Raw genomic sequence first — 14,069 nt, 5'->3', positions numbered from 1 at the left:
GCCATGGCCCTGGTGAGGGTGGGTGCGTCGCCCGCCTGGCCGGTGCCAACCCGGTCGAGGTCGCCGTCGGCGCTCGACCGGGTAACAGCGGTCCGCCGCCACGCTACTTTCAGCTGCGTCCGCGACCGTCAGGCGTGCCTCGGACAATCAGTTCCGCGAGTTCAGCCGGGCGTGTCAGGAACGGCGAGTGGTCCGTGGGCCACTGGACGACCTCGGATGCGTGCGCTGCCATCTCGCGCTGCGACACCGGCGGCAGAGCCTGGTCGTTCGTGCACACGAGGTAGGTGCTCGGAATCGAGCGCCACGCGGCTTCGGCGTCCGACACGCTGGGATGCTCCAGCGGCATGGGACGAAGGCGCGCGACCCACGCGGTGGCCGTCTGAGCGTCGGTGTCGCCGTAGAACACGGCAGCCGCTGCCTGCGGATCCACCCTCATCTCCAGTCCGTCGAAGAGGAGTGACGCGGCGAGGAGACTGCTGGTGGTCGGCACGTCCGCTTCGCACGGATCGTCGAGATACGCAGCGACATAGACGAGCCGGGCCACGGGAAGGCCGGTCGCAGCCTGGGTGATCACCCGCCCACCATAGGAGTGCCCGACGACGATCGCGTCACTTCCCGCGGCCTGGATCGCTGCGCGGGCTGCGGCAAGATCCGCGGCAAAGCCCGTCAATGGCAGTTCGACGGCTGTCGCCTCGACGCCGCGCTGCCGCAACTCGGCGACGACGCCGTCCCAGCACCAAGCTCCGTGCCATGCTCCGTGGATCAGTACCACCTTTGTCATTGTGCAACTCGTTCCGTCTCGGGGCCAACGAGGTCATCTGTCGCGGCTCAACCGGCAAGGTGACTTGCCCTGCGGGCAACCGCTCACAACTGGTGGCGGTGGATCCACTCGAACATCAACTCAAGTACCTGGGGCATCTTGGAAGCCGCGCAGTGTCCGGTGTCCGGGAGCAAGTGGACTTCCGTGTCCCGGCGGCCGACGAAGACCAGGGTGTCGTGCTGCGGAACATGGACGTCACCGGCTCCGTTGACGACCAGCATCGGGACGTTCGTGTCGAGGTTGAGCAGCGGGCGCAGATCGAACGGCGGCCAGATCCTGGCCAGTTGCGCATCATCGGGTTGATGGTCGAACCCCAACGCGTTGCCGACAACGCCCTCCATGCCATACGCGAAGGTCCGATCCTGGGCGAAGGCCGCTTCGATGGGACCGCCGATGACGATCGCCGCGTCGACATCCCCCGCCAGGCCGGAGCAGGCCGAGAAGTGACCGCCCATCGATATGCCCAGATGCAGGACGCGCCCGTTGCCCAGCGCCCGCGCCTCGATGGCCAGGGCGCGCACGAGGTCAGCGCCGTCCTCCGAGTCCATGGGGCCGGCACATTCGCCGGTGCCAGGAATGTCGAAGGCCAGCACGCCCATGCCGGTTCGCAGGGCGACCGTCTCGAAGAGCCCGTGGAGATCCATCTTCCAGGTGTCCACTCCACCGCTGGCGAGCAGGACGGGGGCATCGCCCGACCAGCCCGGCGGGGTGAGGAAGTGCACGGGTACAGCGGTGACTCCCTCGTCGCAGGGCACCTGGACCGCCCGGCGCTCAAACCCGACCTTGAACCCGGGAGCGGCAAGCAGGTAATGCTTGAGCTGCCGCTCCAGCGCCGTGCGCTTGGCGTCGTCGGCCAGCGTGGGAAACTTCGCCCATCCGTAGGCCAGCGCCGCAAGGTGATGCTGACCGCGCTCCGCATAGACGCCGGCCAGTCGCGACCACTCGTACACCCAGCCGCCCGGCTCGTCGAGCCACATGTCAGTGACCGAGGATCGGACGGTGTCGACGTCCGCGATGGGCAGACCGTTGTTCACCATCTGCCCGTACCGCTCGACGAACAGGTCCTCGGGGGCGACCCTCCACCGGTAGGGCATGCGGAAACCTACTTCCCAAACAGCGCTGATACGTCCACCCTCCACACCACCGACACTATTGTCCCGCTTAGCAGAACTCAAGTTTCGCATGCGAGGACATTGGCGACCGCTTCCGGTATCGTCAGCGCCTGCGTCGACACCTCGCCGACGGCTCACCGCCGCGTTTGCCGCCGCTCCCACTGCTCGACGACGACAGCCCTCCCCCACGCCCGGCCGCCAGGCGCTGCCGCCCGTCATGGAAGCGCTGCCCCGCGGCACGGGGTCGATTCCCAGAGCGGCCACCGACCGACCCACAACCGACCAGCACGTGAAGGCAGCGATGCGACTCTCAGCTCAGCCACCAAAGCACCACAGGTTCCCTGATCACCCCGCCCAGTCCCCGCTGTCTCAGGCGCGTGACCGGGCAGTGCACCTGGACCTGGCGTTCCTCGTACCCAACGCCCTGTGCTTCGGCACCGCGGTCACCCTGATCGCGCTCCCTGGCGATCTCCTCGCCACGCGACTGTTCAGCACCGACATGACCGTAGGCCTGTCGCTGTATCTGCTCCAGGCCGTGGCTCTGCTGGCAACGGCCCACCGCTTCGACCGTCGCAGTGCACGCCTGCTGGACCCTCTGCAGCACGAACGCGCCGAGGCGAACGCAACCGCCATGCCCGTCCAGCAGATCGGAGGGTTCAGATGAATCACAGCAGCACCTTCCTCGCGGCGGCGGCCGATGATCCCTACGCCCTGGTTCTCAGCTCCTTCATGCTCTTCATGGTCCTCGCCCTCTTCGGCTCGGTCTTCGCCGGCCTGCGCGGAGACTCCCCGCCGGAGTTCTACATCGGGGACCGGCAGGGTTCGGCATGGAAGAACGGCTTGGCGTTGGCGGGATGTTATGTCTCCACGTCTCTGCTGCTCAGCGTGACCGGTGTGGTGGCAACCGTCGGCTTCGACGGCATCACCGCCGCGACCAGCGTGCTCCTGTCGATGGGTGTTCTCCTTCTGCTGGCACGCCCCCTGCAGCTCAGCGGCTCCCTCACACTCGGCGACCTCTTCTCGCTCCGGGCACCGGGCACCGCGCCTCGGGTGGCCGCCGCGGTGGCCACCCTCGCGATCACCGCTCCGTACCTCGTGGCTCAGCTCATGGCCGCCGGGAACGTCACCGCCGCGCTCCTCGGGTTCTCCGGCATCGGGGTGCAGCAGATGTGCACGGTGCTCATCGGAGGCCTGGTGGTCACCTGCGGCATGCTCAGCGGTGCCAAGGGGCTCACCGTCATACAGGTGATCGCCGCTGCCGTCACGCTCGTGGCCATGATCTTCGCTTCCCTGGCCGTGCTCCGCCTCTTCCACGGAGATGTCGCCACCCTGCTCACCGCCGCTGACGCGCACAGCACCCGTCCCGGCCGGTATCTCAGTACCGGTGGCCTCTTCAACGTCGGACCGACACCACGCCTGGACTTCGCCGCGGGACAGGTCATGACGGTCCTCGGCGGTGTCTGCATGCCTCACGTCCTCAGCCGTGTCTCAGCGGCAAAGGACACCGCCACGGCGCGCCGCTCCGTCCGGTACGCGACCGGTGTCGTCGCGCTCGTGTGCGTCACCGTGGTCATTCTGGGCATGGGGGCATCGGCCCGAGTCGGTGCCGGCGCCATTCTCTCCGGACAGTCCAATGCGGACGACTCGCTGATGCTCGTCGCCGGCAGTCTGGATGACGGGCTGGGAAGTGGCACGAGCCGTCTGCTTTTCACCGCGCTCGCCTGCGCGATCTTTCTCAGCGTGCTCGCCGTCGTGGGCGCCACCACGCTCGCGGCGGCCGCCGTCCTGGCCCGGGACACGTACCACCATCTCGTTCAGCGCCGGCAGTCCGACCCCACGCGTGAACTGATGGTGGCACGCATAGCCGTCCTGCTCTTCGGCGTCCTCGGCATCCTGCTCGCCGTACTGGCGCAGGGACGCTCCGCCGCCTTCCTGGCTCAGCTCGCCACGGCAGTTGCCGCATCCACCGTGGCTCCGGTTCTGCTCTACACGTTCTACTGGGATCGCTTCAACCGAACGGGCCTGCTGTGGGCCGTGTACGGCGGAACCGTCCTGAGTGTCGGCCTGGCACTGTCCTCACCCTCCGCCTCAGGCGGCTCGCAGGCCTTCCTGCCGAACGCCGACTTCGCCTGGTTCGACCATGGCACCCCGGTTCTGGTCTCCGTCCCGGCCGCCTTTCTGCTGGGATGGGCGGGCAGCCTCGTGGGGCGCCGACGAGCCCACAGGCAGCAGGCCGAGGACGCGTCGGTGACCACCGCTGCCCTGCTCATCGGGCGGACGGCCGCCACAGCGGCAGCAGTTGGACGCACCACGGGGCGTCGGCCGTCGGACTGAGCAGGACCCAGGATCTCCAGGGGCGTGGCTGAGCGGCCGGTGTGGCCCGGTGGGCAAGGACCCGGTGATCAGCCGGAAGCGCCGCTGGATCTCCCGTCCTACATCCGCGCGGGGAGCACGAGTCGGAAGGTACATCCCTTACCGGGCGCGGTGTCGAGTTCGAGGCGGCCACCGTGGCCTTCGGCGACCGCGGCGGCAATGGAGAGGCCCAGGCCGCTACCACCGTGGGTACGGGAGCGGGAAGGGTCAGCACGGTAGAAACGTTCGAACACGTGCTTGGCGACCTGGGCCGTGAGCCCGGGCCCTTCGTCCGCCACTTCCACCACGCTTACGCGCATACCGTCCGGCAGGGGCGGTGACGCGCCGACACCCCCCGGGCGGTCGGACCCGCAGGTGCCCACGCCCACCCTGGTCTCGCCCACCCTGACATGGACCGCGGTGCCGGCCGGGGTGTGGACACGGGCGTTGGACAGCAGGTTGTCGACGATCTGTCTCAGTCGATGGGGGTCGCCGACGGCCTCGACCACATCCAGTTCGCCGTTGCCCGCCGGGTCCGACAGGGGGCCCAGGTCGACCGGATGGCTCGCCCCGTGCAGGGCGGCGGTCCGCACGGCGTCCGCCGCCAGGGAGAGCAGGTCCACCGGGTTCTTGTCGTACGACGGCTCCCTGTCCAACTGGGCGAGAAGTTGGAGGTCGTCGACGAGGAGGCCCATCCGCTCCGCGTTCTGTGCGATCAGCTGGTGGGCCTCGATCTGCTCATCGGCCGACAGACGCTCCTGGCGCAGTGTGAGCTGTGCGTAGCCCTGGATGGCGGTGAGCGGGGTGCGCAGCTCGTGGCCGGCGTCGGCGACGAAGCGTCGCATGCGCGCCTCCGACGCCTCCCGTTCACGCAGGGCCAACTGCAGCCGCTCCAGCATGGAGTTCAGCACCCGGCCGAGCCGACCGATCTCGGTGCGCGCATCGATGTCGGGGAGTCTCAGATCCAGTTGCCCCGCTCCGATGCGCTCGGCGGTGTGTTCCATACGTGTCAGCGGGAGCAGACCGAGCCGCACCACCCAGCGGCCCAGCGCAAGCAGGGCGGCGACGGTGACGACCAGCAACACCGCGTTCAGCCAGAGAATCTTGGACGTGGTGGCGTCGACGCTGTCCAGCGGCAGAGCCACGACGGCGTGCATGTCCTCCGGACCGGAACTCAGCAGCACTCTCCACCGGCCGTCGCCGCTGACGGATGCCACCGTCCCTGGGCGGCCGGCGTGCAGGCCGAGCTGCGTCAGGGAATCCCCGATCCGTGGACCTGGCCTGCCGTCGCCACCGAGCGACACGGTCATTCGCCGACCGGAGAAGTCGTAGAAGTAGACCCGGAAGTCCGAGGGGAGGACGTCGGGCCGGTCCCCGCGGTTGTTCTGCTTGAGAGCCTCGAAGTAGGCCGGTCCGGGTGGGTGGAAGTCCGCCAGTTGCTGGTCGACCCGGTCCAACAGCCACGAGCGCAGCACCATGAAGCCGATGAGCTGGGAGACGACAACGGCGACCGTCGCCAGCAGCGCCGCCCCCAGGATCAGGCGCCGTCGCAGGGACCCGGGAATTCGGGGCAGCAGCCGCTTCACTGTTCCGCCGTCCCTCCCGGCTCGCGCGGCAGCCGCAGGCAGTATCCGACGCCGCGCACCGTGTGAATGAGCGGCGGCCCGAGGCAGTCGACCTTCTTGCGCACGTACCTCACGTACGTCTCGACGATCCGGGCATCTCCCGCGAAGTCGTAGCTCCACACGTGATCGAGGATCTGGGCCCTGGTCAGGACCCTGCCGGGGTTGGCGAGCAGGTAGGCGAGCAGCTTGAACTCGGTCGGCGACAAGGGAACGTAGCGCCCGGCGCGGTGCACCTCGTGAGCGCCCTCGTCGAGCTCAAGGTCGGCGTAACGCAGCACAGTCTCCGGAAGGAACAGCTCCGCGCCTTGGACCGCTGTGCGGCGCAGGATGGCCTCGATACGGAGCAGCACTTCGTCGATGTGGAACGGCTTCGTGACGTAGTCGTCGCCGCCGGAGCTCAGCCCCTTGATGCGGTCGTCGACGTCGATGCGGGCGGTGAGGAACAGCACGGGTACGTTGTTCCCGGCCGCCCGCAATCGTTGTGTGACCTCGAAGCCGTCCAGGTCGGGGAGCATCACGTCGAGCAGCACCAGGTGCGGCTCCCGTCGCTGGATCTCGACGAGGGCGGACTGGCCGTTCTCCGCGGCGCTCACCTCGTATCCGGTGAGCCGGAGGGTGGACTCCAACAGGGTGCGGATGCTGGGTTCGTCCTCGACCACGAGGAGCCTGTATCGCGCCCTGTCCGCGGGCTGCTCTGTCATCGTGCTGTGCGGTCCGTTCCGTTGCCGTTCACCGAGCGGCGCAGTCGTAGAGCACCGAGGCGCCGAAGAGCGCCGCACCGCCCGTGTTCTGCTGAGACGTCTTACTGCCTCCGTACGCCGACGCCGAGACCTTGGTGCAGTTGTCGGAGATCCACTGTGAGCGGTCGGCGGCGCTCCCCTGCGACATGCCGGGCATGCTCATCGCTCCGCCGCCGGCGTTGCCCGATCCAACGACGTAGCGCAGCTCACCGTTCCCGGTCCACTTCTTCAGCTGGTCGACCGAGGGCGCGTCGTCGGCGCCCATGAAGCCGCCCATGCCGATCACCGTCGCGTCACTGTTCAGGATGAACGCGTTGGTGGCGCTCGCGCCGCCTGACACAGCGAGCTTGATCCGGGCCTTCGGTGAGTGCTTCACGGCGTAGTTGAGCATCTTGCGCTGGTCGGAGGTGAGTGCCGAGCCGCCGAAGCCGCCGGACATGGCGCCGGATCCACCGGGGAAGGAGGGCAGACCGCCAGAGGCCGAGCCCGAGTCCGAGCCACCGGAGGCACCAGGGAAACCGCTCGGGAGGCCGCTCGGCATCCCGCCCCCCTGGTCACCACCGGGCATGCCCGACGGCATCCCGGAGGGCATCCCACCCGACGGCTGACCGCTCTGCTGGCCCGAGCCGGAACCCCCGCCGGGGAAGCCTTCCATCCCCGAAGGCATCCCGGACGGCATCTCGGAGGGCATCCCGGACGGCATTCCCGACGATCCCTGATCCCCCGACGAGCCCAGGCCAGGTATGCCGGACATTCCGAAGCCCGACAGCGAACTCCTGGGTCCCGCCGTCGGGTTGGCGGCGCCCATGAGACTCGACGAGCCCGAGGAAGCCGACACGTTCGCCGCCCACGCCCCCGGTGCCACGAGCATCGACACCACCGCGGTAGCCGCCCCGGCCAGGAGCAGGTTCCCACCGCGCCGGGACAGAAGGAGGGCGATCGCCGCGCAGCCGATCAGCAGCACGGGCCAGATCAGCCAACCGTTCCAGTCCGGCGTACGGCGGATCAGAACCATCGCCCAGCCTGCCGTCACCGCCACGGCCGCCGCACCGGCCCAGGGAGCCCACGTCACGCCGGCTCGGTGGACGCGGACCAGGGACGCCAGCATCCCACCGCACAGGGCAGCGATCGCCGGGGCCAACTGGGTCGTGTAGTACGGGTGGAAGATGCCCTTCTGCGTGGAGAACACGGCCACGCACACGACCAGCCAGGTCCCCCACAGCAGCCAACCCGAGGCGGGCAGCACGCCGGATCCGTCCAGTCGCCCGCGGCGGTACAGCACCGTGCACACGACCGCGAGCGCCAGGGCTACGGCGCAGGCCGGCAGCAGCCAGCTGATCTGTCCGCCGACCTGGGTGTTGAACATGCGGCCGAGACCCGCTGAGCCGCCGAAGCCTCCGCCCATGCCGCCCATGGTCTGCGACGAGCCGTCGCTGGAGCCGAAGACCCGGCCAAGGCCGTTGTACCCGACCACCAGGTCCCAGGCCGACCCGTCCTCGCTGCCGCCGATGTACGGCCGGTCCCCCGGCCAGAGCGCCACCATCGCGACCCACCACAGTGAGGACACCGCCAGCACCGCACCCGCGGTCAGCAACCTCCACACCCGGGCGGCCCACGCTCCCCCACCCCCCACCAGCCAGGCGAGAGCGAACGCGGGGACGACCATCCAGGCGGCGAGCATCTTGGTGAGGAACCCGCACCCGATCAGGAACCCGCTCGCGCACAGCCACCAGGTCGCCGCCCGGCCGCCTGCCTGCAGGGCACGGGTGAGCGCGTACGCCGCCGAAACCAGCAGCAGGACGAGCAGGGTGTCGGGGTTGTTGTCCCGGTTGATGGCCACGGTGATGGGGGTGAGGGTGAGGACCACGGCGGCCAGCAGCGCGGCCGGCTCCCCCGCCCAGCGGCGCACGGTGCGGTGCAGCACGAACACGCCGGCCACGCCCTCGATCACCTGCGGGAGGATCAGCGCCCACCCGTGCAGCCCGAAGATCTTGCTGCTGACGACCTGGGGCCACAGCGCGGCGGGAGGCTTGTCGATGGTGACGACTCCGGCCGGGTCGTAGGAGCCGAAAAGGAAGTAGGTCCAGCTCTTCCCCATCGATTTCACGGCAGCGGAGTAATAGCTGTTGCCCCAGCCCAGCGAACCGAGCGCCCAGCCGTACAGCACGGCTGCGACGAACAGGGTCGCGCCGAGAGCAGCCGGCGCCGCCCAGGCGGGCAGGGAGCGAGGAGGCGTTTTCGGGGGACCGTCGGACACCGGCGTGACGGACAGGGTCCGGTGGGACTCGTTCATGGAAGGAATTCAGCTCTCGTCAGAAGTCTCGGGGGCGGGGCTCGGGTCAGGCGGTGGTGGTCTTGCTGCGGAAGACAGCGAGCCGCAGCACGGCGAAGCGGACGGCGGTGACCGCGACGGACGCGACAGCCAGGACGACGGTCTCGGCGGCCGCCGAGGCCCCGGGGTCGGTGTGCCTGAACCACAGCACGGCCCCGGAGGTGACCAGGTAACCGAGCACGAACAGGCCACCCGCGCCCAGATGGGCCCGCGCGGGCCGCGTTTCGGCCTGCCGGAAGGTGAGACGGCGGTTCGCCTCGGTGTTCAGCACCGTCAGGAGCAGCAGCGACACCAGGTTGGCGGCTGCCGGCTCCCACCAGCCGCGCAGCAGCCAGTACAGCAGCGCCTGCCCGATGGTCGAGGCGATGCCGATCGCGAGGAAGCAGCCGACCTCCCACGACAGCACGCCCCGCCCCGTGGGCGGTGCGAGGACGGCGTCCGGGTGCTCGGCGGCCGGTGCGGGGCGGCGGGGCAGTTCGACGCGGGCGGCACCGGACGCCTTCAGCCGCGCCATCCGCCACAGCCCTTTGAGGTCGTCGGTGGCCGTGCTCACCACGTCGACCCTGGTGTCGACGTCCTCCACCCAGTCGACCGGCACCTCGTGGACGCGCAGCCGGTTGTGCTCGGCGAGCAGCAGCAGTTCGGTGTCGAAGAACCAGGCGTCGTCCCGGGTCACCTTCAGCAGAGGGCGCAGCACCTCCGTACGGGCGGCCTTGAATCCGCACTGGGCGTCGGTGAAGCGCACGCCGTGCGTGAGCCGGATGATCGCGTTGTAGCAGCGGGAGACGAACTCGCGGCGCGGCCCGCGCACGGTACGCGCGCCCGGCGCCAGCCGACTGCCGATCGCTATGTCGGAGTGCCCTGTGGCTAGCGGGGCGACGAGCGGCAACAGCCCGTCGAGACCGGTGGACAGGTCCACGTCCATGTAGGCCACGATGTCCGCGTCGCTGCACCCCCACACGCTGCGCAGGGCCAGGCCGCGGCCTTTGCGGTCCAGGTGTACGACGTCGATGCCGGGCAGTTCCGCCGCGAGGCGGCGGGCGACGGTGAGCGTGCCGTCCGTGCTGGCGTTGTCGGCGACGGTGATGCGCCAGGGGAACGGGAAGCCCTCGGCAAGCCGTGCGTGCAGGGTACGCAGGCAGCCGGGCAGAGCGCGTTCCTCGTTGTGGACGGGCACGACGATCTCCACCCTCGCCGTGCCGGAGCCGGCGTGGGCGGGCCCGCCCGGGGGTTGGAAGGCCACGGTCCGACCGGGGCTGTGCGGGAAAGCCGTGCTGTGGGGGGTGGGTGACATGGCTTCCTCAGGCGAGACGGGACATGGGGGGCGGCTCCAGGGGGCTGATCGCGAACAGAGCACGACTCTCACCCACGCCACTGGGAGACCCGGGAGAGGAAAGCGAGAACTGACAGAGAGTCAGGTCACGGTGGCCGGATCCCAGCGCTACGGCAGACATTCGCCGCCTCGGGCGGCGCTGCCTCAACCCCCCTTGCCGCCCCACAGACTCCGCCGTGGCCCACGGCACGGCGCCCGAACGGCAGTGGCTGAATTGTTCTGCTGAATGCCACTCTCGGCTGTCACTCCGGTACCGCCTCGTCCGACCGGACGAGGGCGCCCTGCGCGGCCCGTCGAGCTGTACCGTCTCCAGACCCGAACACGTGCCGGACGACAGGCCGGCCTCCAGCTGATCCCGCGGCCGCGGTGCTGAGCCGAGTGCGGGCATGCGACGGCCGACGGGGAGCCGAAGCGCCCCGCCGACCAGGGAAATCACCGATGACTCAGGCGCCGCGCACCGCGGCGTCGAGCTCGGCCGCGTCGGACCAGCTGCCGTGGAAGCCCATGGGGACCCGGTGGTTGAGCTTGATCCGGGCGATGGGCGTGCCGGTGAAGTCCTGGGCTTCCTGGACGATGACCTCGCTGCGGTCGGTGGTCGGGTCCCACCAGATCGACAGCAGCCAGCCGTCGTCCTCGGCCTGGGCGCCGGGGCGGGGCACGAAGACGGGCTCGCCCGGGGAGGTCAGGACACCGTCGAGTGTCTGCATCGACGTCTCGCCCGTGACGTAGTCGTGCTTGGCCAGGCCGTCGGTGAACCAGTCGCCGGCTCCACGTGTCGTCGTGTAGTAGCCGTACTGGTGGGACAGGCCCGCTCGCTGGTCGTTGATCCGGGGGAACTCTCCCTGAATGTCGGTGACCTCGATGTCCCTGCTCTTGCCCGTGGCGAGGTCGAGCTCCCAGCGCCAGGGGGTGGTGATGATCTCCTTGAACCACCAGTTCCAGTCCCCGCCCGGCGGCGGTGACTCCAGGTCCTTCAGGGTGGGACCGAACTGGCCGACGCGGTGTCCGTCGACGATGATCTTCGTGCCGTCCTGATAGGCGTTGAGGAAGTGCGACGTGGAAAAGGCGTCGGAGGCTTCCACCCACGTCACCTCGCCTGTCCTGCGATGCATGACGGCCCAGCGGCACTGGTCCAGCTTCTCCGGCTCCCAGACCGTCGAAGGCTGACCGTTCATGATGCGCTCGAAGCGTGCCGTCGCCGGGCTGACCAGCCAGATCGCGTAGTCGGTGGTGACGGCGTAGTCATGGGTGAGGGCGGGGAACCCCAGGTCGACCGAGTGACGGTCGAGGATGTTCCCGTGGCGGTCGGCTCGATACCAGGTGATCGCGCCGTCCATGTTGCCGAAGGTGAGGAAGTCGCCGTTCGTCGGATCGACCTTGTGGTGCGCGGTCAGGGGGCCGACGACTCCGCCGCGGAAGTTGTACTGCTCACTGACCGTCTCCAGGGTGTCCGGTCGCAACTCGCGCGGCGGGTAGCCCTCACAGAAGGCCAGCAGACGGTCCCCGTACAGCTGTACGTGCGTGTTGGCGGGGTTGTTCGGGAACTTGCCGGGCGGCAGGGGGGTGTCCCTGCCGTTCATGAAACCGCCGTAGATCGCCCGACCCAGCTCCCTCTCCTCCATCAGGCCCGCGGTCTGCACGTAGCGGTTGCGGTAGGCCGCCCGGCCGTCACGCAGGAAGAGGGCGTGGACCATGCCGTCACCGTCGAACCAGTGGTACCGGCTCGGATTCTGCGGGCGGTAGAGCGGGCTCGGGCCGACCCGGAACAGGGCACCGCTCAGCCCGTCAGGGAGTCGGCCCTCGATCTCCAGGTCGAAGGCCTCGCCCTCCTCACGCCAAGGTGCGTACGGCCCGTTGAGAAACATGTTGCTGGGGTCCCACATGGACGCCTCCTCTTTGCCATGTACCTGAGCATGTCCTGATAGTTAGGAATAACTTCTGTCACCGTAGGACACTGTGGGGACCGTATAGCCGCACCAAAGAGGAGGTCAAGCCGAATCGAGACGCAGTCCGGGCACGAGCGCAGTCAACCTGCCTGCAGGAAAAGGCGTCCGGAGTCGCTTCTCTTGCCAGGCCCGCCCCCTTTCCCATACGGTCCCTCATGACAGGACTAGCGTCCTAACTTATGGAGATCATATGTCTGAAGCCGCTGTCAGCCCTGCTTCCCCCCTCGCCGACGGGACCCCGTCCCCGCCCAACCCGTTCGCGGGCCTGCGTGACGTCGTGTCCGTCAAGGAGAAATTGACGCAGGAGTACCACGACGCAGTCGTCGAAAAGGTCTTCCGTCCGTCCTGGTTCCTGGTCGGAAACATCAACGACCTTCCCAAGCCCGGGAGTTACTACGTCCTGGATGTGCCCACCTTCAACATCTCGGTGCTGGTCCAGCGGGGCCGGGACGGGGAGGTGCGGGCGTTCCACAACGTGTGCCGCCACCGCGGCAAGAAGGTGATCCCCACGGCCTGTGGTTTCGCCGAAGGGACGTCGTCCGCGCACACCTGCTGGCTCCACGGCTGGTCGTACACCGGTGACGGATCACTGCGTTCGGTGCCGGACGAGAAGCAGTTCCGCTCCCTCGACAAGTCCCGCCTCGGACTGGTCCCGATCCACGTCGAGATCCGGTACGGCCTCATCTACGCCAACTTCAGCGACGACCCCGAGCCGCTCGACGGCTGGCTGGGAGAGCTCGCCGAGGGCTTCGACGACTACTACAGCGAGATGGAGAAGACCAGCTGCTTCTCCATCGACGTCCGGGCCAACTGGAACATCGCCATGGACGCCTTCTCGGAGGGGTACCACACCGTCTTCCTGCATCGCCGCACCCAGCCGAAGCTGGCCGGCAAGAGCAACCCGATGCGACACAAGCCCGTGATCGACATGTACGACCGCCACATCCGCTCCAGCAACCCGTCCAACCCCGACTACGTCAGCCCACCCGTCGAGGGCACCCTGTACGACCTGGGGCGCAAGCAGACACCGGCGGTCGAGACCGACTTCTCCATGCTGCCGCCGGCGGTGAACCGCACCCGCTACCACCCCTGGTTCTTCGACATCGTGTGGCAGTTCCCCAATGTGGCCGTCCTCAACGGCTCGCACTGGTACAGCACCGTCACGGTCTGGCCGATCGACCGCAACCACACACGTGTCGTCTTCGACGTCTACGCCCGCAAGGCCCGTCACGCCGGCGACCGCCTGGCCCAGGCGTACTCGCGGGCCCTGCAGTACACGGTGGCCCGGGAGGACCTGGCCGCCATGGAGGACGTGCAGCGCGGCCTCGAGTCGGGTGCCATCAGCGATCTCTACCTCTCCCTGCAGGAGTTCGCGCTCCAGCACCGCTACGGACTCATCGACGACATGATCGGAGACAAGTGATGGACCTCTCCGCGGAAGCCGGACTTCCCGACGGATTCGCCGACTTGGAGCGCTTCCTGGAGCGGTGGCGCCTGCGCGACGCACAGGAACGTATGGAGGCGATGGTCTCCGCCGACATCGAGGAGCTGCGTGACCTGTGCGCCACCATGCTCCCCCGTATCGAAGCGGTGGTGAACCATCTCAACGCCTTCCCCCTCGACGACATGCCCCCGCGGGAGCAGGCCCTCTTCGAGCTCGCCCTGACCTTCGCCGAGGTCACCCACCCGGTCGACCTCGGGTGGGCCACACCAGAGGTCAGCGACCTGTATCCGCTGGACGGGATGAACCTGGTCGGGCCCGCACGCGCCTGGTGATCGGAATACCCACCGGCCTCGCACAGAGATGGA

At 68.7% G+C, this 14,069-nt stretch carries 11 protein-coding genes; 4 read left to right on the top strand and 7 right to left on the bottom strand.

From position 1 onward, the window contains the following. Positions 1–109: 109 nt before the first annotated feature. Both AQI94_RS30595 and AQI94_RS30590 read right to left on the bottom strand, forming a co-directional pair. Positions 110–772 carry an alpha/beta hydrolase gene (locus AQI94_RS30595; RefSeq protein ID WP_158806124.1) on the bottom strand — a complete coding sequence of 221 codons (663 nt, stop codon included), beginning with the start codon at positions 770–772 and terminating at the stop codon, positions 110–112. 92 nt (positions 773–864) lie between these two features. Further along, positions 865–1,914 (bottom strand): alpha/beta hydrolase family protein, encoded by a 1,050-nt coding sequence (locus AQI94_RS30590; RefSeq protein WP_031036114.1) that lies wholly within the window; start codon positions 1,912–1,914, stop codon positions 865–867. A gap of 406 nt (positions 1,915–2,320) precedes the next feature. On the opposite strand from AQI94_RS30590, the gene AQI94_RS30585 reads away from it, so the two are divergent. Both AQI94_RS30585 and AQI94_RS30580 read left to right on the top strand, forming a co-directional pair. Further along, positions 2,321–2,596: a hypothetical protein gene (locus tag AQI94_RS30585; RefSeq protein WP_031036115.1), complete on the top strand. Its 276-nt coding sequence runs from the start codon at positions 2,321–2,323 to the stop codon at positions 2,594–2,596. Further along, complete coding sequence (locus tag AQI94_RS30580; RefSeq protein WP_051831862.1) at positions 2,593–4,266, top strand: sodium:solute symporter family transporter; 1,674 nt, start codon at positions 2,593–2,595, stop codon at positions 4,264–4,266. Before AQI94_RS30585 ends, AQI94_RS30580 begins: the two co-directional genes overlap by 4 nt. 98 nt (positions 4,267–4,364) lie before the next feature. On the opposite strand, the gene AQI94_RS30575 is transcribed toward AQI94_RS30580, so the two are convergent. From AQI94_RS30575 to AQI94_RS30555, 5 genes are all read right to left on the bottom strand, one after another. Further along, positions 4,365–5,870 carry a sensor histidine kinase gene (locus AQI94_RS30575; protein ID WP_031036119.1) on the bottom strand — a complete coding sequence of 502 codons (1,506 nt, stop codon included), beginning with the start codon at positions 5,868–5,870 and terminating at the stop codon, positions 4,365–4,367. After that, entirely contained in the window at positions 5,867–6,610 is a 744-nt protein-coding gene (locus AQI94_RS30570) for a response regulator transcription factor (RefSeq protein ID WP_031036121.1), read from the bottom strand. Before AQI94_RS30570 ends, AQI94_RS30575 begins: the two co-directional genes overlap by 4 nt. A 28-nt stretch (positions 6,611–6,638) precedes the next feature. Next, positions 6,639–8,942 carry an ArnT family glycosyltransferase gene (locus AQI94_RS30565; protein WP_031036123.1) on the bottom strand — a complete coding sequence of 768 codons (2,304 nt, stop codon included), beginning with the start codon at positions 8,940–8,942 and terminating at the stop codon, positions 6,639–6,641. 46 nt (positions 8,943–8,988) lie between these two features. Beyond that, on the bottom strand, positions 8,989–10,275 hold the full coding sequence (locus tag AQI94_RS30560; protein ID WP_078902546.1) for a dolichyl-phosphate beta-glucosyltransferase: 1,287 nt from the start codon (positions 10,273–10,275) through the stop codon (positions 8,989–8,991). A 482-nt stretch (positions 10,276–10,757) separates the two neighbouring features. Continuing rightward, positions 10,758–12,197, bottom strand: a complete 1,440-nt coding sequence (locus tag AQI94_RS30555) for a carotenoid oxygenase family protein (RefSeq protein WP_031036127.1) — start codon at positions 12,195–12,197, stop codon at positions 10,758–10,760. A 253-nt stretch (positions 12,198–12,450) separates the two neighbouring features. Between AQI94_RS30555 and AQI94_RS30550 the strand changes: the two genes are divergently transcribed. Next, entirely contained in the window at positions 12,451–13,683 is a 1,233-nt protein-coding gene (locus AQI94_RS30550) for an aromatic ring-hydroxylating oxygenase subunit alpha (protein WP_051831863.1), read from the top strand. Beyond that, positions 13,683–14,036 (top strand): hypothetical protein, encoded by a 354-nt coding sequence (locus tag AQI94_RS30545; protein WP_051831864.1) that lies wholly within the window; start codon positions 13,683–13,685, stop codon positions 14,034–14,036. The genes AQI94_RS30550 and AQI94_RS30545 overlap by 1 nt, the downstream gene beginning before the upstream one ends. The last annotated feature ends 33 nt before the right edge of the window (positions 14,037–14,069 follow it).

The sequence above is a fragment of the Streptomyces pseudovenezuelae genome, from assembly GCF_001513955.1.
GTDB lineage: Bacteria > Actinomycetota > Actinomycetes > Streptomycetales > Streptomycetaceae > Streptomyces > Streptomyces pseudovenezuelae.
The sequence above is the reverse complement of the archived record's forward strand: the minus strand, read 5'-3'. Positions and strand labels throughout refer to the sequence as shown.

Coding starts and splice junctions, on each gene's coding strand:
- AQI94_RS30550 (WP_051831863.1), top strand. CDS start 12,451: ATGTCTGAAGCCGCTGTCAGCCCTGCTTCCCCCCTCGCCGACGGGACC.
- AQI94_RS30570 (WP_031036121.1), bottom strand. CDS start 6,610: ATGACAGAGCAGCCCGCGGACAGGGCGCGATACAGGCTCCTCGTGGTC.
- AQI94_RS30565 (WP_031036123.1), bottom strand. CDS start 8,942: ATGAACGAGTCCCACCGGACCCTGTCCGTCACGCCGGTGTCCGACGGT.
- AQI94_RS30545 (WP_051831864.1), top strand. CDS start 13,683: ATGGACCTCTCCGCGGAAGCCGGACTTCCCGACGGATTCGCCGACTTG.
- AQI94_RS30560 (WP_078902546.1), bottom strand. CDS start 10,275: ATGTCACCCACCCCCCACAGCACGGCTTTCCCGCACAGCCCCGGTCGG.
- AQI94_RS30590 (WP_031036114.1), bottom strand. CDS start 1,914: ATGCCCTACCGGTGGAGGGTCGCCCCCGAGGACCTGTTCGTCGAGCGG.
- AQI94_RS30580 (WP_051831862.1), top strand. CDS start 2,593: ATGAATCACAGCAGCACCTTCCTCGCGGCGGCGGCCGATGATCCCTAC.
- AQI94_RS30555 (WP_031036127.1), bottom strand. CDS start 12,197: ATGTGGGACCCCAGCAACATGTTTCTCAACGGGCCGTACGCACCTTGG.